The organism is Lacinutrix algicola (assembly GCF_001418085.1).
GTDB classification, from domain to species: domain Bacteria; phylum Bacteroidota; class Bacteroidia; order Flavobacteriales; family Flavobacteriaceae; genus Lacinutrix; species Lacinutrix algicola.
The window spans coordinates 43,568-62,919 of sequence record NZ_LIQH01000040.1; the positions used below are offsets into that span (position 1 = coordinate 43,568).

General features: G+C 31.5%; 18 protein-coding genes. 5 read left to right on the forward strand and 13 right to left on the reverse strand.

Annotated elements, in window-relative coordinates; genetic code table 11:
- Positions 1–147: 147 nt before the first annotated feature.
- The gene (locus ASC41_RS13210) at positions 148–813 is read left to right on the forward strand and encodes a uracil-DNA glycosylase (RefSeq protein ID WP_055437128.1); all 666 of its coding nucleotides are present in this window, start codon (positions 148–150) and stop codon (positions 811–813) included.
- A 538-nt stretch (positions 814–1,351) separates the two neighbouring features.
- Here ASC41_RS13210 and ASC41_RS16660 read toward each other — a convergent pair.
- The 6 genes from ASC41_RS16660 to ASC41_RS13235 form a co-directional block, all read right to left on the reverse strand.
- On the reverse strand, positions 1,352–1,666 hold the full coding sequence (locus tag ASC41_RS16660) for an endonuclease domain-containing protein (protein ID WP_083477226.1): 315 nt from the start codon (positions 1,664–1,666) through the stop codon (positions 1,352–1,354).
- A 282-nt stretch (positions 1,667–1,948) separates the two neighbouring features.
- Positions 1,949–2,803 (reverse strand): substrate-binding domain-containing protein, encoded by an 855-nt coding sequence (locus ASC41_RS13215; protein ID WP_055437129.1) that lies wholly within the window; start codon positions 2,801–2,803, stop codon positions 1,949–1,951.
- Between the two features lie 138 nt (positions 2,804–2,941).
- Positions 2,942–3,811, reverse strand: a complete 870-nt coding sequence (locus ASC41_RS13220; RefSeq protein WP_055437130.1) for a nucleoside phosphorylase — start codon at positions 3,809–3,811, stop codon at positions 2,942–2,944.
- A gap of 10 nt (positions 3,812–3,821) precedes the next feature.
- Complete coding sequence (locus ASC41_RS13225; RefSeq protein WP_055437131.1) at positions 3,822–4,745, reverse strand: DUF1835 domain-containing protein; 924 nt, start codon at positions 4,743–4,745, stop codon at positions 3,822–3,824.
- Positions 4,746–4,749: 4 nt separating this feature from the next.
- On the reverse strand, positions 4,750–5,076 hold the full coding sequence (locus ASC41_RS13230) for a translation initiation factor (RefSeq protein WP_055437132.1): 327 nt from the start codon (positions 5,074–5,076) through the stop codon (positions 4,750–4,752).
- Positions 5,077–5,161: 85 nt separating this feature from the next.
- The gene (locus ASC41_RS13235) at positions 5,162–6,109 is read right to left on the reverse strand and encodes an isopenicillin N synthase family dioxygenase (protein WP_055437133.1); all 948 of its coding nucleotides are present in this window, start codon (positions 6,107–6,109) and stop codon (positions 5,162–5,164) included.
- 222 nt (positions 6,110–6,331) lie between these two features.
- Here ASC41_RS13235 and ASC41_RS13240 point away from each other — a divergent pair, with 222 nt between their 5' ends.
- Positions 6,332–8,320, forward strand: coding sequence for an alpha-ketoacid dehydrogenase subunit alpha/beta (locus ASC41_RS13240; RefSeq protein WP_055437134.1), 1,989 nt, complete (start codon positions 6,332–6,334; stop codon positions 8,318–8,320).
- Between the two features lie 79 nt (positions 8,321–8,399).
- Here ASC41_RS13240 and ASC41_RS17255 read toward each other — a convergent pair whose 3' ends face one another.
- Positions 8,400–8,534 (reverse strand): hypothetical protein, encoded by a 135-nt coding sequence (locus ASC41_RS17255; protein WP_262494972.1) that lies wholly within the window; start codon positions 8,532–8,534, stop codon positions 8,400–8,402.
- Between the two features lie 399 nt (positions 8,535–8,933).
- On the opposite strand from ASC41_RS17255, the gene ASC41_RS13245 reads away from it, so the two are divergent.
- Complete coding sequence (locus ASC41_RS13245; protein WP_055437135.1) at positions 8,934–9,623, forward strand: hypothetical protein; 690 nt, start codon at positions 8,934–8,936, stop codon at positions 9,621–9,623.
- 103 nt (positions 9,624–9,726) lie between these two features.
- Entirely contained in the window at positions 9,727–10,179 is a 453-nt protein-coding gene (locus ASC41_RS13250; RefSeq protein WP_055437136.1) for a cold-shock protein, read from the forward strand.
- Between the two features lie 70 nt (positions 10,180–10,249).
- Here the strand turns inward: ASC41_RS13250 and ASC41_RS13255 are convergent, their stop codons facing one another.
- The 6 genes from ASC41_RS13255 to ASC41_RS13280 form a co-directional block, all read right to left on the reverse strand.
- A complete protein-coding gene (locus ASC41_RS13255; protein WP_055437137.1) occupies positions 10,250–11,503 on the reverse strand; it encodes a mechanosensitive ion channel family protein in 1,254 nt (417 codons plus the stop codon).
- Between the two features lie 71 nt (positions 11,504–11,574).
- A complete protein-coding gene (locus ASC41_RS13260; protein WP_262494973.1) occupies positions 11,575–12,162 on the reverse strand; it encodes a pseudouridine synthase in 588 nt (195 codons plus the stop codon).
- Between the two features lie 59 nt (positions 12,163–12,221).
- Positions 12,222–14,519, reverse strand: a complete 2,298-nt coding sequence (locus tag ASC41_RS13265; protein WP_055437139.1) for a type IA DNA topoisomerase — start codon at positions 14,517–14,519, stop codon at positions 12,222–12,224.
- A gap of 477 nt (positions 14,520–14,996) precedes the next feature.
- Positions 14,997–16,319: an APC family permease gene (locus tag ASC41_RS13270; protein WP_055437140.1), complete on the reverse strand. Its 1,323-nt coding sequence runs from the start codon at positions 16,317–16,319 to the stop codon at positions 14,997–14,999.
- Between the two features lie 13 nt (positions 16,320–16,332).
- Positions 16,333–16,593 (reverse strand): hypothetical protein, encoded by a 261-nt coding sequence (locus tag ASC41_RS13275; protein ID WP_055437141.1) that lies wholly within the window; start codon positions 16,591–16,593, stop codon positions 16,333–16,335.
- 274 nt (positions 16,594–16,867) lie between these two features.
- The gene (locus ASC41_RS13280) at positions 16,868–17,677 is read right to left on the reverse strand and encodes a DUF1853 family protein (RefSeq protein WP_055437142.1); all 810 of its coding nucleotides are present in this window, start codon (positions 17,675–17,677) and stop codon (positions 16,868–16,870) included.
- Positions 17,678–17,780: 103 nt separating this feature from the next.
- On the opposite strand from ASC41_RS13280, the gene ASC41_RS13285 reads away from it, so the two are divergent.
- Positions 17,781–19,334: a DEAD/DEAH box helicase gene (locus ASC41_RS13285; RefSeq protein WP_055437143.1), complete on the forward strand. Its 1,554-nt coding sequence runs from the start codon at positions 17,781–17,783 to the stop codon at positions 19,332–19,334.
- The last annotated feature ends 18 nt before the right edge of the window (positions 19,335–19,352 follow it).

The window sequence follows — 19,352 nt, forward strand, 5'->3', positions numbered from 1 at the left end:
TTGTTCTTACAAAAGCAGAACTCTATTTTTTGGTGTTTGTTTTCTTAAATCGCAAATATAATATCAAGCAATGCATGATAAAAACAAGTAATCGTTTTTATAGCACTAAAGATAGTATTATTTTTATTCCGAAATACAAAAATACTAATGACAACAGACATTCACAACAGTTGGAGACAAGAGTTACAAACAGAATTTAATAAGCCTTATTTTATATCGTTAATTGAGTTTGTAAAAACAGAATACAATAATACACAGTGTTTTCCTCCAGAAGATCTTATTTTTAATGCTTTTGAAAAATGCCATTTCAACGATTTAAAGGTTGTTATTATTGGTCAAGATCCTTATCATAATTTCAATCAAGCCAATGGTTTGTGTTTTAGTGTGAATGATGGCGTGAAACATCCGCCTTCGTTAATCAATATTTTTAAGGAAATTGAAACCGATTTAGGTATTGCTTATCCAGAAAGTGGAAATCTAGAACGCTGGGCAGAACAAGGTGTGTTTTTACTGAATGCGACTTTAACTGTTCGTGCACATGAAGCCGGAAGTCACCAAAAACAAGGTTGGGAAACCTTTACCGATGCGGTTATTAAAACTATAAGTGATAAAAAAGAGAATGTTGTGTTCTTACTTTGGGGAGGTTTTGCTAAGAAAAAAGCAAAGCTGATTGATAAAAAGAAGCATCATATTTTAGAATCTGGTCACCCTTCTCCTTTGAGTGCTAATCGAGGTTACTGGTTTGGAAACAAACATTTTAGTAAGACTAATGTTTTGTTAGAAAAACTTGATTTGGTCAAAGTGGAGTGGTAGATTGAAAATCGCTTCGCATTTTCTCCAAACTCTCCGTCTTTTCTTTGAAAAAACACCTCTCTTTGACTAAAGAGAGGAACTGTACTAGATTATATTTCTTTAATATTTAGGATTGTTTGTTGATACAAAAGTTCTGGTTTTCTATATTTTACACTAAAGTTGAATTGTACTGGCTCTCCTCTTATTTTAAGAATAGAATGAATTTTGATTTCCTTAGAAATGGAAAGAAAGAGGAGTTAATAGTCGTTATAATTTAACTCTGTGCTTTAATACTTAGATAGCTTAAAATAGCTTCACATTTTTCTTCAAACTCTCCGTCTTTTCTTTGAAAAACCACCTCTCTTTAACTAAAGAGAGGAACTGTGCTAGATTATTCTTCTTTTTTATTTATGACTTTTGTTAATACAAAAGTTCTGGTTTTCTATACTTTGTATTGAAGTTGAGTTGTACTAGCTCTCCTCTTATTTTAAGAGGAGAATGAATTCTGAATTTCTTTAAAATCAGAAGAAAGAGGAGTTAACAATTATTATATTTTCTATCAGCTATTAATCTGATCTTCAATCTCCATATAAATAGATGGTAGATTCTCGAATGCCATTTTGTTTTCAAACCTAATAACTTTGTATCCTAGACCTTCTAAATATTGAGTTCTAATTTCGTCTTTCTCAAATTGATTAGGTGTATTATGGATTTCTCCATCTAATTCTATGATGAGCTTATATTCAGCACAATAAAAATCGACTATGTAATAACCTATACTGTGCTGTTTTGTAAATCTAATTCCTTTAAACTGTCTTGCTTTTAGTTTAGACCATAAGTAAGCTTCGGCAGGCGTTAGAGATTTTCTTAAAATAGATCTGAGTTCTTTTAATTCTTCTTTAGAATGTAGTTTTTTTCTGTACCCCCTTGTAAGTTAGTGATTTTGTAGATAACTTAAATCGCTTCGCATTTTCTCCAAACTCTCCGTCTTTTCTTTGAAAAGCCACCTCTATTTCACTAAAGAGAGGAACTGTACTAGATTATATTTCTTTAATATTTATGATTTCTTATTAATACAAAAGTTATAGTTTTCTTTCTTTGTATTGAAGCTAAACTGTACTAGCTCTCTTCTTATTTTTAGAGGAGTTAATAATAATTATAAAGTCTCAACTAAATCTTTATAATCCCATTTCTCAGGAATAATATTTAAAGCTAATAATTCGTTTTGAACTTTATTAATAGTTTCTTTAGAGATATTCTCTTGTGACCATTCAGTAAGACTTAACCATTCTTGCACATCTTCAATTTCTTGCTCGTACCGATTTGCAATCATTCTATCGATACTTGGAATATTTTTAAACTCTGAAGTGGTATTGTTTACAATATCTAAAATGGTTTTAACATCTTCTTTGTTCGTCTTTAAAAAGTCTTCTCTAACAGCGATAACGAAACATGGCCAAGGACTTGGGCAATTATCGATACGTCTAAACGTTCCATTATCTACTAATGGCTTAGTGGTGAATTTTTCCCACATAAAGTAATCGGCTTTACCTTCGGTTAAACCTTCAACAGCACCATCTAAGTTCTTTATAACTTCAAAATCTAAATCTTTTTCAATATCCCATCCGTTGTTTTGAGCATTTATATAGGCCATTAAATGAGATCCAGATCCATAACGACTAATCGCAGCTTTAGTTCCTTTTACATCTTCAATTGTTTTGTAATCTGAATTTTCTGCGACATGAATTCCCCAAATAAGAGGTGTTTCGACAAAAACCTGAACAATTTTAGATTTGTTTCCAGCAATAATATCTTTAACAATTCCTTCGGTTAAAATAACGGCCATGTCAATATCTCCATCACGAAGCCCTTTACACATAGCACCTGTTCCGCCAAAGTAATCTTTCCAACGTAAGTTTATATCTGCATTTTTATACTCGGCATTTTTAAGTCCTAAATACCAAGCTAAATTAAAATGCTCAGGTACACCACCAATGTTTATTGTTTTCATAGTAAATTCCGTCTTCCGACTGCGCTAAAATAAACTTTAGCGGTAATCTTATTTATTTGTTATGATTTTGCAAATATAAAAATGCTTAGTCGCAACGTTATAGTTTTACTTAAATATAAAGGTTAGTAATTTAATATACTACTCAACTAATTTATTTAAGGTGTAAGTAATTAGTTCTTCAACTATTTTATTTGGATTTTCACTAAATTTTCCTGTGTCACGATTAGCTATAATTGCATTCATAGATAATGCTTTATGTCCTAAAAGTTTAGAAATACCGTAAATTCCAGCTGTTTCCATTTCTAGATTAGTAATGGTTTTACCGTTAAAATTAAAGTTGGCTAATTTATCGTTTAAATCGTTATCCTGAAGTGCTAAACGTAAAACTCTACCTTGAGGGCCGTAAAAACCAACGTTAGTAGCGGTAAATCCTGTAACAGTTTTACTTGAGCTTAATTGTTTTAATAAACCTTCATCGCAGGTAACAACATAAGGATCAGACTTTGCTTTATACCAATTTGTATGTTCCATTAAAGCATTAGAAATGTCTTTATTCTGAAACGCTTCGCTATCATAAAAATGAAGTAAACTATCGAAACCAGCAGCCATTTCGCTAATTACAATAGAATCTACAGGAATCTCTTTTTGTATAGATCCTGAAGTTCCAACACGAACAATAGTAAGGGCTGTCAATTCTTTTTTAATTTCTCTTGTTTCTAAATCGATGTTTACTAAGGCATCTAACTCATTAAAAACAATATCTATATTATCTGTACCAATACCAGTAGAAATTACCGTGATACGCTTTCCTTTGTAAGTTCCTGTTTGTGTATGAAATTCTCGTTTTCGTGTTTCGAATTCTATAGTATCAAAATGTTTAGTAACATTAGCTACACGGTCGGGATCACCAACAGTAATAATAGTATTCGCTAAATGTTCTGGCCTTAGATTTAAGTGATAAACACTTCCATCTGGATTTAATATTAATTCTGAATCTTTAATTGGCATTCACTGTATTTTAAATCAATTTATTTGCTTTTTTATCAAACTGAAATTCTCGTTTATTAACACCACCAAACACAAAATCACAATTGAGTGCTTTTCTGAAATTCTTTTGGTGTTCTAACGCAAGATGTCCATCTCTATTCAATGATAAAACATCTACTTCTTCTTCATTATAAAATAGTGCTAAGCCATCTATTATCCTAACAATTTGCATGTCTCCAAAGCCATAAAAGCCTTGATAATGCAACACGTAACCTTCTAAATGATGACGCGATTTTATATTATGTTCTTTTATTAGTGTTAGAATATGATATTCTAAAGTACTCAAGCCACTTCTTGTATCTGGGAAACGTTTTAAGTGTGCTTTTAAACAATTACTTAGGTATTTAAAATTAGACGGTCTGGTTATTAAAGGTTTTAATAAGTTATGATCGTTTTCGCAATAAATACGCCAAGCTTTTTGAGCCAAAGCAATATCGTCGATAGTAAGTTCTACTTTATTTTGATAGTGTTCTTTTAACTGTTTAGCTGTTAATTCGGCTAAGCCTTTAAGACCTTTTTCGTTTTCAACACGACCGCTACAAACTAAGTATATTGGTATTCTTACTTGTTTTTGCTTTAATAAACTAATGACTGCGATTAGGTTAATATGACAAAATAAATCATATTCGAACCAAAGTACTACTTCTTTATAATCGTTAACAGCATCTAGTTTATCTATTTCTGTCTTTATTTTAACAGTGTCGTATTCTATTTTATAAACAGATTCCAAAAAAGCTTTTCTTACTTTAAAAAAGGATTCTGTATTAATCTCTTTTTCGGTAGGACCTTCGCATAGCATTTCGTGCCATGTAACCAGTTCTCCTTCGTAGTTTTCCTTTTTAAGAAAATCTGTTAAACTACCACCGTTAGTAACATGTATTGTTTTTTTAGACATAAAATTAACCTCCAACACGTTTTACATTAAACCCTTTCTCTTTTAACATCGCCATAATTTTATCGCGATAGTCTCCTTGAATAATAATCTTATCATCTTTAAAACTTCCACCAACACTTAGTTTTTGCTTCAATTCTTTAGCTAAAGCTTTAAAATCTTCGGTAGCTCCGGTATAACCTTCTAAAATAGTAATAGGCTTACCTTTTCGTTTTTCGTATTTACAAATAATAGGATCGTCTTGTAACCAAAGTCCTTTATCCTCCTTAGTTGTTTCTACTTCCTTTTCTTCGTGTTCTGGAAAAAGGTTTTTTAACTGATCTTTTAAATCCATGTTTTCAGTATAAAGTGTTAAGTAATCAGTCTTCAGTCAGTTCGCATAAATAACGAATGTAAACTGAAGACTAAATACTACCTACTTATTTTTTTAATCCTAATTCTATTAAACGCTGATTTAAAAATTCTCCAGCAGTAATATCATCAAATTGTTTTGGGTTTTCTTCGTCTATACAACTCTCTAAAACATCTAATTTCATTTCGCTTATTGGATGCATAAAAAACGGAATAGAGTAGCGGCTAGTTCCCCAAAGTTCTTTTGGAGGATTGATTACACGGTGTATTGTCGATTTTAACTTGTTATTGGTATGTCTTGATAACATGTCACCAACATTAATCATTAACTCGTCTGGTTCTGCAATAGCATCTATCCATTCGCCTTCATGATTTTGTACTTGCAAACCACGACCTTGAGCACCCATTAATAAGGTGATTAAATTAATGTCTCCATGTGCCGCTGCACGTTCTGCTGCTTTAGGCTCTTCGGCTATTGGTGGATAATGAATAGGTCTTAATATAGAATTACCATTATGTATGTAATTATCAAAATACGTTTCATCTAAATCTAAATGCAACGCTAATGCTCTTAATACATATTTTGCTGTTTTTTCAAGCATTTGGTATGTTTCCTTTCCGGCTTTGTTAAATGCAGGTAATTCTTTTACATCTACATTTTCAGGATATTCTTTAGCTCGTTCTGCATCGTCTTCTACATACTGTCCAAAATGCCAAAACTCTTTTAAATCGCCTTCTTTTTTACCTTTAGCACTTTCTTTACCAAAAGAAATATAACCACGTTGACCACCAATACCTGGTATTTCATAACCTTGTTTAGTTTCTACTGGTAAATCGAAAAAGTTTTTAATTTCAGAATATAAACCATCAACTAGCTTATCATTTAAAAAATGTCCTTTTAAGGCAACAAACCCAATCTCTTGATAGGCTTTTCCTATTTCATCTATAAATTTTTGTTTTCTCTTCGGATCATCAGAAAGAAAATCTTGTAAATTAACACTTGGTATACTCGTCATTTCTACTATAATTTATTAATCATCTATATACAAATGTAAAGAAAAGATAGCAGAATTAATAATCAATAATTTTTAGCCTCAATAATTAATTATTATGCAATAATGTTATATTTGACAAACGTTATTTGTGTTGCCCAAATAAGCAAGCAACGCTCAATCTGAAGTTAATAATTTTAAAATAAAATGTAATAACTAAAGATTGAAACACTAAAGCGAATACACATGAAATCTAATATAAAGTACAAAAAAACAAAGCTTACTGCAGAAACTAAGATTTCTCTTTATAAAGCAATGTTAAAACCACGTTTAATAGAGGAGAAGATGCTTATTTTACTGCGTCAAGGTAGAATTAGTAAATGGTTTTCTGGCATTGGACAAGAAGCCATATCTGTAGGTGTGACTATGTCTATGTTGCGTGAAGAGTATATTTTACCAATGCACAGAAACTTAGGTGTTTTTACAACTAGAGAAATTCCTTTACATCGTCTTTTTAGCCAATGGCAAGGGAAGGCAAATGGCTTTACAAAAGGTCGTGACCGTTCGTTTCACTTTGGTACTCAGGAGTACAATATTGTTGGAATGATATCCCATTTAGGACCACAGTTTGGTGTCGCAGATGGTATTGCTTTAGCAAGTAAACTTAAAAACAAAAACCAAGTAACTGCTGTGTTTACAGGAGAAGGTGGCACAAGTGAAGGCGATATACACGAAGCTTTAAACGTCGCTTCGGTTTGGCAATTGCCTGTATTATTTTGTATTGAAAATAATGGTTACGGACTGTCAACACCAACTACAGAACAATATAATTGTAAAGATTTAGCAGATCGTGCCTTAGGTTACGGAATGGAATCTCATATTATAGACGGCAACAACATTTTAGAAGTTTACACTAAGATTTCTGAAATTACCGAAAGCATAAGAAAAAATCCACGTCCCGTTTTAATTGAATTTAAAACCTTTAGAATGCGTGGTCATGAAGAGGCGAGTGGTACAAAATATGTACCTCAAGATTTATTAGATATATGGGAAAAGAAAGATCCTATAGATAATTATCGTTCTTATCTAATTTCTGAAAAGATTCTTACAGAAGAGCAAGATGCTATTTTTAAAGCTGAAATTAAGGCCGAATTAAATACACATTTAGATCAAGCTGATGCTGAAGAAAAAATAACATCATCTGTAAGTAATGAGTTAAATGATGTTTTTCAAAATTTTGAATATCAAGAAGTTAAAGAAAGTTTAAAAACGGAAGAACTACGTTTAATTGACGCTATTTCCGAAGGCTTAAAACAGTCTATGGAAAAACATGAAGACTTAGTAATTATGGGACAAGATGTTGCCGAATATGGTGGTGTTTTTAAAATTACAGATGGTTTTGTAGAAGCTTTTGGTAAAGACCGTGTTAGAAATACACCTATATGTGAATCTGCAATTATAGAAGCCGGAATGGGTTTAAGTATTGCTGGTATTAAAAGTGTTGTAGAGCTACAGTTTAGTGATTTTGTGACTTCTGGTTTTAATCCAGTAGTTAATTATCTTGCAAAATCGCATTACCGTTGGAACCAGAATGCAGACGTTGTATTACGTATGCCTTGTGGAGCAGGAGTTGCTGCAGGACCTTTTCACAGTCAAACAAACGAAGCTTGGTTTACAAAAACACCAGGTTTAAAAGTAGTATATCCAGCATTTCCAAAAGATGCTAAAGGTTTATTAGCAACTGCAATTAACGACCCTAATCCTGTGTTATTTTTTGAACACAAAGCATTATATAGAAGTATTCGTCAAGAAGTACCAACAGAGTATTATACGATTCCTTTAGGAAAAGCGGCGACTTTAAGAACTGGAGAACAAATTACTGTTATCGCTTATGGTCAAGCAGTACATTGGGCAATGAACACTTTAGATAAACATCCTGAAATTGATGCAGATTTAATAGATTTACGTTCGCTTCAACCTTTAGATACTGAAACCATTTATGCTTCGGCTAAAAAAACAGGTAAAGTAATTATTTTACAAGAAGATTCTTTATTTGGAGGTATTGCTAGTGATGTTTCGGCATTAATTATGGAAAACTGTTTCGAACATTTAGACGCTCCTGTTAAGCGTGTAGCAAGTTTAGAAACACCAATTCCTTTTATTAATCAATTAGAAGATCAATATTTATCACGTGATAAGTTTGAAGATGAGCTATTAACTTTAATGGCTTATTAAGCTTTCAATATTTTAAAATAAAAAAGCCAGTGAACCCTAATTCACTGGCTTTCTATTTTTAGATTAATCTATCTAATTATTAATAAGCATAACGATTTACGCCATTCCATAAGCCGTTTGTTGTGTTACTGAATTTGTAAATCTCTCTACTAACATGTAAACGTTCTTCGGTAATACAATTTGTTTTTCTTAAGGTGTTAATAATTGATTTCATGATCTGTGGTTTTATTGATTAGTATTTTGATTGATTGATTGATTGATTGATGAATAGTATAAATCTATCTGTAACGTCTTCTTAAATTCCAAGTGTTACTTTTAGTACCTTCTAATGTTCCTGTTAATTGATTGTTGTTTAAAGTTCTCATAGTATTATGGTTTTAATTTGATTGATAATTTGTTGGTTATATTAGAAAGACGACACAAAAACAGTTTTGTTACAGTACTATGTATAACAAAGTAGTATTTTAACATATTAGAATAGCCACTAACGCAGTAAAAGAAGCAAAAAGGTCTGTTTTATGAAAATTTTAAATATTTTTTAAAGAGATTAATAAAACTTTAATACTTAGGTACAGTTTTTGTTTTATTTTAGACAAATAGATTTATTATGACCATGAAGTTTAACTTATTTTTCCTTTTAACCTTATTTACAGTACTCTCTACAAGTGCTCAAATTGATAGTGAAAATAAGTCCATAATAATTCCTGCGCAAGAAGTTGAAGATCCTAAACAAGATAATGAACTTATAATAATGCCTGAAGAAAGTAACAGTGCAGAGCCAGACATAGAGGAGGAAAACGAAATAGTTTTACCTAAAACTGAAGCGCTTCCAGTTGCAGAACGTAAAGAGTTCTCGATGATTAAGGAGAATAAATTTAGAAATCCTGCAGAGTTGTACCAAAAGCAATTAAAAAACGCTTTAAAACTAAGAAACGACGACGAACGTAAACATAATGGGAGTGAAGTTACACAGTTTTTGGGAGAATATAGCACCAAAGCGAAACGCGTAAACATTATATATAGAGACCATCAAGCAGAAGATGGTGATTTAATTCGTGTTTATGTAAATGGTAATGTTGCACAATCTCGTGTATTATTACAAAACCATAGTAAAGGTTTCTTTTTAACACTATCTCCGGGAGATAATATTATAGAATTTGAAGCTTTAAATCAAGGAACAAGTGGTCCAAACACCGCTGAATTCCAAGTGTTAGACGACGTAGGTGTTCCTTTTATAACTAATCAATGGAATTTAGCAACAGGAGTTAAAGCAACCATAACCGTGGTGCAAGCTAAGGACTAAGAATAGTAAACTTCATTATTTTCTTTAATAAATCAATTGAAAATCGTATTTTTACAACCAAAATTAGCATTTCAGCTAATAATTAACATTACACAGAAGAAGAATGGCAAAGTCGCAACAGACATTTAACAAATTAGAAAAAGAGAAAAAGCGCCTTAAAAAGCGTGAAGACAAGAGAAAGAAAATGGAGGCCAGAAAGGCTGAAGCAGCAGAGAATGGTACACAAGGCATTCAGTTTGCTTACGTAGATTTCAATGGAAATTTGGTAGACACTCCACCAGATCCAGAAGACAAAGTAAAAATTAAAGCAGATAATATTGTATTAGGCGTACCTAAAAAAGAAGATTTACCAGAAGTAGATCCTATTAGAAAAGGTAAGGTTTCTTTTTACGATTCTTCTAAAGGTTTCGGTTTTATTATCGATGCAGAAGACTCAGAAAAATATTTCTGTCATGTAAGTGGTTTAATTGATGAAATCACAGAAAATGACAAAGTACAATTTGAACTAGAAAAAGGCATGAAAGGCTTAAACGCTGTACGTGTAAAGAAAATATAACACTTGCTATTAACGTGTGATAAAGCACAGTTAGCCTTGATTAGAAATAATCAAGGCTTTTTTTATGCGCTTATATTTTAGCTTTAAAAGTAGTAGAGCTTGGAAGTTCAAATATTTCTAATTCGAAGAATGGAATTGCAGCTAAAAAATGATCAAACAGGTCAGACATTACATATTCGTAATTTTCCCAGCGCTTATCTTTACTAAATGCATAGATCTCTAAAGGAACACCTTGTGTAGTAGGCTGCAACTGTCTTGCCATTAATAACATATCTTTATTAATAGCAGAATGATTTTCTAAATACGTTTGAATATATTTTCTAAACACACCAATATTGGTAAGGTTTCTACCATTAAGCCTAAGTGTTTTATTGATATTATTATCTTCATTATATTTATCTACTTTCTCTCCCATTTGTTCTAAATAGACGCTAATTAGCTCAATACCTTTTAAGCGCTCTATATCTTCAGGAGTTAGAAATTTAATAGACTCTTGCTTAATCATTAAATGCCTTTTAATTCTACGGCCATCAGAATTCGTCATACCACGCCAGTTCTTAAACGAATCTGAAATCATGGCATAAGTAGGAATGGTAGTAATAGTATTATCAAAATTCTGAACCTTTACAGTAGCAAGGTTTATTTCTGTTACATCACCATCTGCTCCGTATTTTTCGAAAGTTATCCAATCTCCAATCCTAACCATATCGTTAATAGACACTTGTATACTAGCCACAAAACCAAGAATGGTATCTTTAAATATAAGTAAGATAATAGCAGAAGCTGCACCAAAACCAGTGATAAACTTTAAAATTGACACATCGCTAAACACTGCAATTGCTGCAAAAATTCCAGCAACCCAAGCAAAAATCATGAATACTTGTATATAACTATCTATTGGTTTATCTCTTAAACGCGGTAAAGTTTTAAAATAATCTTCGAGTGTAAACAAAATACTTCTAACAATCCATAATGTTAAAACTATAAAAAGAACCTGAAGTAGTTTGCGAATAGGCGTTTCTATATAATTAAAATCTATAAAAACAATATGCAATATTTTTAACGCTGTTAATAACGGAACAATATGCGCTACATTTCTTGGTACTTTGTTAGCCAATAATAAATCATCAAAAGGAGATTTGGTATGCTTTGCAACACGAACAGATATTGCTCGTAAAATTGCTCTAACAACTCTATCTATAACATACGTTACAATAAGTGCTATTAGTAGCAATGTAAGCATATTGGCGTATTTAGCCAACTTTGGAGATAATCCAAAAGCTTCGTAGTAATTATAAAAGAAATAGGCGATTTGCTCCTTCATTTTTAGTTTGAATTTTAAACAAAATTAGTCAGATTTACTCAGTATAAACTATTAAAAACGATAAATAATAGTTAAAGCGTACCAGGTATATCTATAGGCATAACTTCCTCATTTTTCATGCCATTAAGTGTTATATTTCCAACACGAACACGTACTAATCTTAAGGTTGGAAAGCCTACTGCACTTGTCATTTTTCGAACTTGTCTAAATTTACCTTCTGTAATTGTTAAAGATACCCAAGAAACTGGACCATGTCTAGCATCACGAATTTTTTTTGACCGTTCTGGGAAATCAGGATCAGATTCTAATTTATAGACTTTACACGGTTTGGTTTGATATTTTTTACCATCGAAACCAATTTCTACACCTTTTTGGAGTTCTTCAATCTTTTCTTTAGTAATATCTCCATCTACTAAAGCGTAGTATTCTTTTTCAATACCACTAGAATTTATAAAGTTACTTAATTTTCCGTCTGTAGTTAACAATAGTAAACCTTCACTTTTTTCGTCGAGTCTACCAATTGGCATTATTCCCATTGGAAACTCTGCTAATTCTCCTAGAAACCTTTTACGTTGTTGCTTACTAGAGTTGCTAGCAAACTGAGAGAGCATGCCGTAGGGTTTAAATATTTTAAAGTGTTTGTGTGTATTAAGTTCCAAATGAGTATTCTATAGTTATAATGTGGACTCCAGCTTTCTTACGACTGACAAAAATAGTTTTAGTTTCCTCTTAATATTTTAAAAACCAAGTCTTTGGTTAATTGTTGTCCGTTCGCTTTTTCTCTAATAGAGTCGTAAGTAAATCTAAAATCGCAACCTTCTTTATAGGCACTACAACCATAAGCTGTTTTTCCTTTTATAATAGTGCCTTTGTTGCATTTCGGACAAATATTTTCTTCGGAAGTACTCTTCGTTTCAGTTTTAACTTTTTTAGGTTCTAATTTCAACTTAAAATTTTCATCAAATCTCACTAAGCCTTCAGTTAAAACATTATCAACTTTAAAGCCTTTTAAATTAACGGTTGAGCCTTTTTGAAACAACCTAACAAATTGCTTTTCTGAGATAGTTTTACCTTCAAATTTAAAAGGAATAACAAAGTCGCAAGTCTTTTTATATTCTGAGCAACCATAAGCCGATTTACCTTTTAATACAGATCCGTTTTTACATTTCGGACATTTTTCTGAGGCAATTCTAGACGTTTTTTTAACCGTTTTTTTCTTAGTCGTTGTTGCTGTTTTATTGTTAACCGAAGATATATTAGCTTTCTTAGTTTCACTTCGCACTTCGTAAACCAAACGATCTACCATTTGTTTCATCTGTTTGATAAAACTTCCTGCGCTAAAAGTCCCTTTTTCAATATCTTTTAACTGCTTTTCCCATTTTCCGGTAAGTTCGGCAGATTTCAGCAATTCGTTAGTAATAGTATCTATTAACTGAATTCCTGTAACCGTAGGAATAACTTGTTTTTTATTTCGTTTTATATATTTTCTTCGGAATAACGTTTCAATAATATTGGCACGTGTAGAAGGACGACCAATACCGTTTTCTTTCATAATCTCACGAAGCTCATCGTCATCCACCTGTTTTCCGGCCGTTTCCATAGCACGTAGGAGTGAGGCTTCCGTATATTGGTTTGGCGGTTTGGTTTGTTTTTCTAAAAACGACGGTTCATGCGGCCCTTTTTCGCCTTTCTCGAATGTTGGTAACATACCAGCTTCTTTAGAAGTACTATTGGGGTTTTCGAATACAATACGCCATCCTTTTTCTAAAATCTCTTTACCTGTAGTTTTAAACTTTACTTTTTCTGCTTTACCAATAACTGTGGTGTTCGATACTTTACAATCTGGATAGAACACAGCAATAAAACGACGCACAATAATATTGTAAACCTGCTGCTGGTTGTATTGCAAGTTCATTTGCTGTCCGGTTGGAATAATAGCGTGGTGATCTGTTACCTTACTATCATCAAAAACTTTTTTTGTTTTCTTTAACTTCTTACCATGAAGTGGCGCTGTTAAAGTAGCATAATTAGTTAAGTTTTTAAGTATTCCAGGTACTTTTGGATACACATCGTTTGGTAAAAATGTAGTATCTACTCTTGGGTAGGTGACTACTTTTTGTTCGTATAGTTTCTGGACAATCTTTAAAGTTTCGTCTGCACTAAATCCAAATTTAGTGTTACAATATACTTGTAAACCTGTTAAATCAAAGAGTTTTGGAGCATATTCATTTCCTGCTTTTTTGGTTGTCGATACAATTTCGAAATCATGCGCTTTTACAATAGCTGCAAGTTTTTCTCCATCTTCAACTTTAAGAAAACGACCTTCTTCGTAACTAAATAATGTATCGCGATACATAGTTTGCAGCTCCCAATAGGGTTGTGGTTTAAAGTTTTCAATTTCTTTAAACCTATTTACTAGCATGGCAAGAGTAGGAGTTTGCACACGCCCAACAGATAATACCTGTTTGTAACCACCATGTTTTACAGTGTATAAACGTGTAGCATTCATACCCAGAAGCCAATCTCCAATAGCACGCGAAAAGCCTGCATAATATAAATTGTCGTAATCTTCAGAAGGTTTCAAGTTATTAAAACCTTCTTTTATAGCCTCAGTTGTAAGCGACGAAATCCAAAGTCTTTCTACTTTTCCTTTATAACCAGCTTGGTTTAATACCCAACGCTGTATTAATTCTCCTTCTTGTCCTGCATCGCCACAGTTTATTACAACATCTGCTCTATCAAATAAACTTTTTACAATTTTAAACTGCTTTTTTATACCAGCATCTTTAGAAACTTTGGTTTCAAAACGCTCAGGAAGCATTGGTAAATTGTTTAAATCCCAGCTTTTCCAATACGGCTTATAATCGTTTGGCTCTTTAAGTGTACAAAGATGTCCAAAAGTATAGGTTACAGCATAGCCGTTGCCTTCGTAGTAACCATCACGTTTTGTGGTGGCTCCAAGAACAGAAGCAATTTCTCTTGCTACAGATGGCTTTTCGGCGATACAAACTTTCATTTTATTCTTTAAATTATGGTTCGCAAAATAGGAAATTCAAAGATGAAATTAGATTGAAGTTACTTAGAGTTATTAACTATTAGTGATTAAAAAGAAGGAGGTAAAAAAGCAACACTACAAAATGAACCAATAATGAACCTTCGTGCCATTTTCTATATTTAATTAAAATAATAAATATGCTGTTTATAAAGATAGTTATTGAAGCGATACTTAGTACTATAAACCAAAATGCTAGTTTTAGTTTAATAACATTAATACTTGGTTCAAAATTGAATGTTGTTACTAATAAATAGATTATTAGTAAAACAATGTAATAGAGTAAAGTGTAAAAAATGCCTTTATTCGACAATATACTTAAGTTGTTTTTGTGTTCTGTTTATCCCTTTTTTGTAAAATTATTTACATGTTTTAAGTGGTAAAAGAAAGATTTAAAGTCTGTGAGAACTTTCGTAAATAAACTAAAACCTGCAATTAATTTTATACGTTGTTGTAACTATTTTTTTTATTCGATGAAAATTTATAAGCTCCAAAAGCGAGAAAAATATAAATTACAATTATTGCGACCATTTGTTGCCAATTATTTGTCAATTCGTAATATAGTATTAAAACACCACCAATACTCAATCCGATTATAGATACTATTGTCAATATAGTTGATGAATTAGTTTTTTTTCTAATTTTAAAATTAGCAATTGCCATTAGTAATGAAACTAAAAGAAAGGTAACACTTCCAAACTCAAGAATTAATTCTAATCCACCAATTGAAATTAAAAGACAAGAAATTACTGCCATAGCAATAATTGCATTTTGAGGACTATTATTTTTTCGGACAGATAAAATTTTAGGAAAAAAACCATCTTTAGCTATCACAGACATTTGGCGTGAAGAGCCAAAAAGTGTTCCACTAATCGCACTGCTTGTAGCTAAAATTGCACCAAAAATAACAAGGTTTGTACCTAATGAACCCAATACATTTCCTGCACCTGATGCAAGTGCAAACTCTTTATTTTTAATAATTTCTTCTGTTGGTATCGCAAATAAAGCACCCATTGCAATAACTACGTAAATTATAACAGCTAAAGAAATTGCACTATAAATTGCTCTTGGTATATTTTTCTCTGGATTAGTCATTTCATTGACTGCGTTGATTACTAATTGAAATCCTTCAAATGCAACAAAAGTTAATGAAGAAACTATTAAAATTGAAAAAATACTTGATTGCTCTAAATCTAAAGTCATATTTTCAATGAACGTATTAAAATCAGTTGTTCCGTGAGTCATTAATACGATTGAGATAATTGTTAAAACTACAAGTTTGGTATAAACCATTAAATCTTCAATTTTTCCCATTCCATTTACGCTCCAAATGTTTATTAAAGTGAAAATTCCAATAACTCCAATTGCAACACCTTTCCTTATCCAAATATTGTCTGCAAAGTGGGTACTACTAATTGCATAGGATGAAAATGTATAAGCATATAAAGCCAAAGTACTTATATAACCGAAAATAATAAACCAACCTATTGCTGAAGCAGAGAAATTTGATTTTGAATACGTTTTCTTGAAAAAAGAATATGTAGCTCCTTCATCTTTGTAATAAAGCCCCAGTTTTACATAAGAGTAAGCAGCTAAAGAAGCAATTAGTCCTCCAATAATTATAGCAATTGGTGTTAGGTTTCCAATTAATGAAACTGAAATTCCGAGTATTGTGAAAATTCCGCCACCAACCATACCTCCAAGAGCAATTGCAATTAATTCTGCTAAACCTAAACTCTTATTTCTTTTTCGATGTTGGGTCATAAACTATTATTTATTATAGTTCAAAAAGACCTTTAGGTATTGCGTGAAAACCAATTGATATAACTACATCTTCAATCTCCTTAACTTTAACTAATTCCGTTGTATGAATTGTAAATTCTTTAGGAAATACATCTGAATTAATAATAACATCTTTTATTCCTTCAATAGATAAGACTATATTTTTAATTTTTTCTAAATCCTTATTTTCTTTAGCATTCGTTCCAAATATTTTTCCGTGATTTCCTGGTATTACATTTTCTGATAGCAGACTCATATTTTATTGTTTTATATTAAATGGTTGAAGTTCTATTTAAATGGTGTGAAATGTTTTATATCAAACACTAAGCGAAGTTCGGCTATTTTTTTGACAAAGTCAAGCGTAAAAACTTAGCGAAAATGGTTGCTTCTATAAAGTAAATTACTTTAATTATTAAATTTTATAGATTACCGTAATAAAAAAAGGAATTAAAAAGATGAGTTTAATTTTTGTTTCATAATTATTTTAGAAATGAGATTAATCCGTCCTTCGTTTTCACAATGATAATAAATTATACAACCACAAAACACTTCTCAATCTCACCATTCTCATGTTTTAGCCATAATAGTGGAGAATAACCTTCCATTTTATAAGTATTTAATTCTGGTAAAATAGCATCATAGGTTTTCCAATCTACATTTGGTGTTACATCAAGCAACCAATCCGTTTTCTTTGGTTTATAAAACTTATAGTCTTTAAATTGTGGTAATTCAGTATACTTAAAATAGAAACCATAAATACACTCCGGATTTAACGTTTTAAGCTGAATCGTTCTTCCGTAAGGCACAAAAATTTGAGCTTTAAAGTATATTTTCTGTATAAAATCTTCAGCTAAAAAATTCACACTATGCAACAATGGCTTCGTTTCACTAGCATAGAGTAGTGGTAATTGTTTCTTTTTTAGCTTGTTTAGTTTTTCTATTAAACTATCTCTTCGCATGGGACCAATACAATGATCAATTTCTGTTTCTCCAAGCGTTTCATCATATAAATAAAACTTAAACTGTATTTCTAAGTGTACAGCTTGCTTACCATCAAGATACAAACAGTCTAATTCACCAATAGTTATATTGGTTTTGGTTTGTATTTGTGGATTTTCAGATAAAATCCTCAAACCTTTATTTAATCGTAACTCTGTAGTAACAAAACGTTCTACACGCTGTCCAAGTCTTATTTTTTCTAAACCTAAACCTTCAAAAATTGGTGTGTTTTGCTTTTCTGTTAACAAAGGCTGCATACCTAAAATGGGTTCTAAAAACAGGTGTGGTGTGTTATAAAATCCGCTAAACTGCGCTTGTAAATTGTCTGAGATGTTTTTCATATATAGTAACGAAAGTAATCATTTAAAAAATTTTTAAATATTATTCGTTGAAAGCCTTTAAATCGTTGTATTTTTGCGCATCTCAAAATTTCAAAAAAGATTAATGAAGGTTACAGCTTTAGAATTAGAAGAAAGACAAGAAGGCAAGAGTTTATATAGTTACCAAAAAGGTGCAATTGATAAAATTTTCGCATGTTTTGAAGATGCTCCAGAAGATTACCATTTACTTTACCAACTTCCAACAGGTGGTGGTAAAACGGTTATTTTCTCTGAGATTGTTCGCCAGTATTTAAAGCATCATAAAAAGCAAGTATTAGTAATGACGCATAGAATTGAGCTTTGTAAGCAAACGTCTAATATGCTGTCTGAATTTGGTGTAAGTAATAAAATTGTAGACTCTAAGGCCGATTTAAGTGATCAAGGTGACTTTAATTGCTTTGTTGCCATGGTAGAAACGCTTAATAATCGTTTAACAGATAACAAACTAGATATTAGTGATATTGGGTTAGTTATTATTGATGAAGCGCACTATAACTCGTTTACAAAACTATTTAAGTTTTTTGAGAAATCTTTTATATTAGGAGTAACAGCAACGCCTTTAAGTAGTAATATTAACCTTCCAATGAAGGATAATTATAACGAATTAATTGTTGGTGAAACGATCCATTCTTTAATTGAAAATGAGTTTTTAGCACGTGCCGAAGTCTATTCTTACAATGTAGGTTTAACCTCTTTAATTGTAGGTGCTAATGGTGATTATACTGTAAAATCTTCTGAAGATTTATATACAAATACAGACATGCTTACCAAGCTTGTACAATCTTACGAAGAGCGTTGTAAAAACAGGAAAACATTAATATTTAATAATGGTATTAATACCTCTTTACATGTTTACGACACCTTTAGAAGAGCAGGATACAATGTAGCACACTTAGATAATAACAATACTAAAAAAGAGCGTAAAGCCATTTTAAAATGGTTTAAAGAAACGCCAGATGCAATATTAACTTCTGTAAGTATCTTAACTACAGGTTTCGATGAACCAACAGTAGATTGTATTATATTAAACAGAGCAACAAAATCGTTAACTTTATACTACCAAATGATTGGTCGTGGTTCTCGTATTTTAAAGAATAAAAATAAGTTTACAGTTATAGATTTAGGAAACAACCTGCACCGTTTTGGGCCTTGGGGAAGTGACTTAGATTGGCATAAAATATTTAGATCTCCTAACTTTTACCTTGATGGTATTGTAAGTGATGAAGATTTAGAAGAAAACTTTAGATATGAAATGCCAGACGAGCTTCGTGCAGAATTTGCGAAGTCTGAGGATGTTTATTTCAACATTAAAGCCATGTATATCCAATCTGTTAGAGAAGGAGATTCGTCTAAAGTAATTTTAGAACGTTCTATTGCGCATCATGCAAAAATTTGTATTGAAAATAGTGAAGATGTTTGGGATGCTTTAGGTTTAGCAAAAATGCTAAAAGACGATATAGATTACCGTATACAACGCTATACAAAGTGTATTAGTAAAAGTACTTTTAACTTTGTAGAATGGTTAAAAGATGATTATAAGAAAAAATTAAATGCCTATTTACGTTCTAATTTTGATGAAGTTTACGAAGAAATTCATGGATTTCCACCTGAGGAATAATATTTTAAAATAGACCGT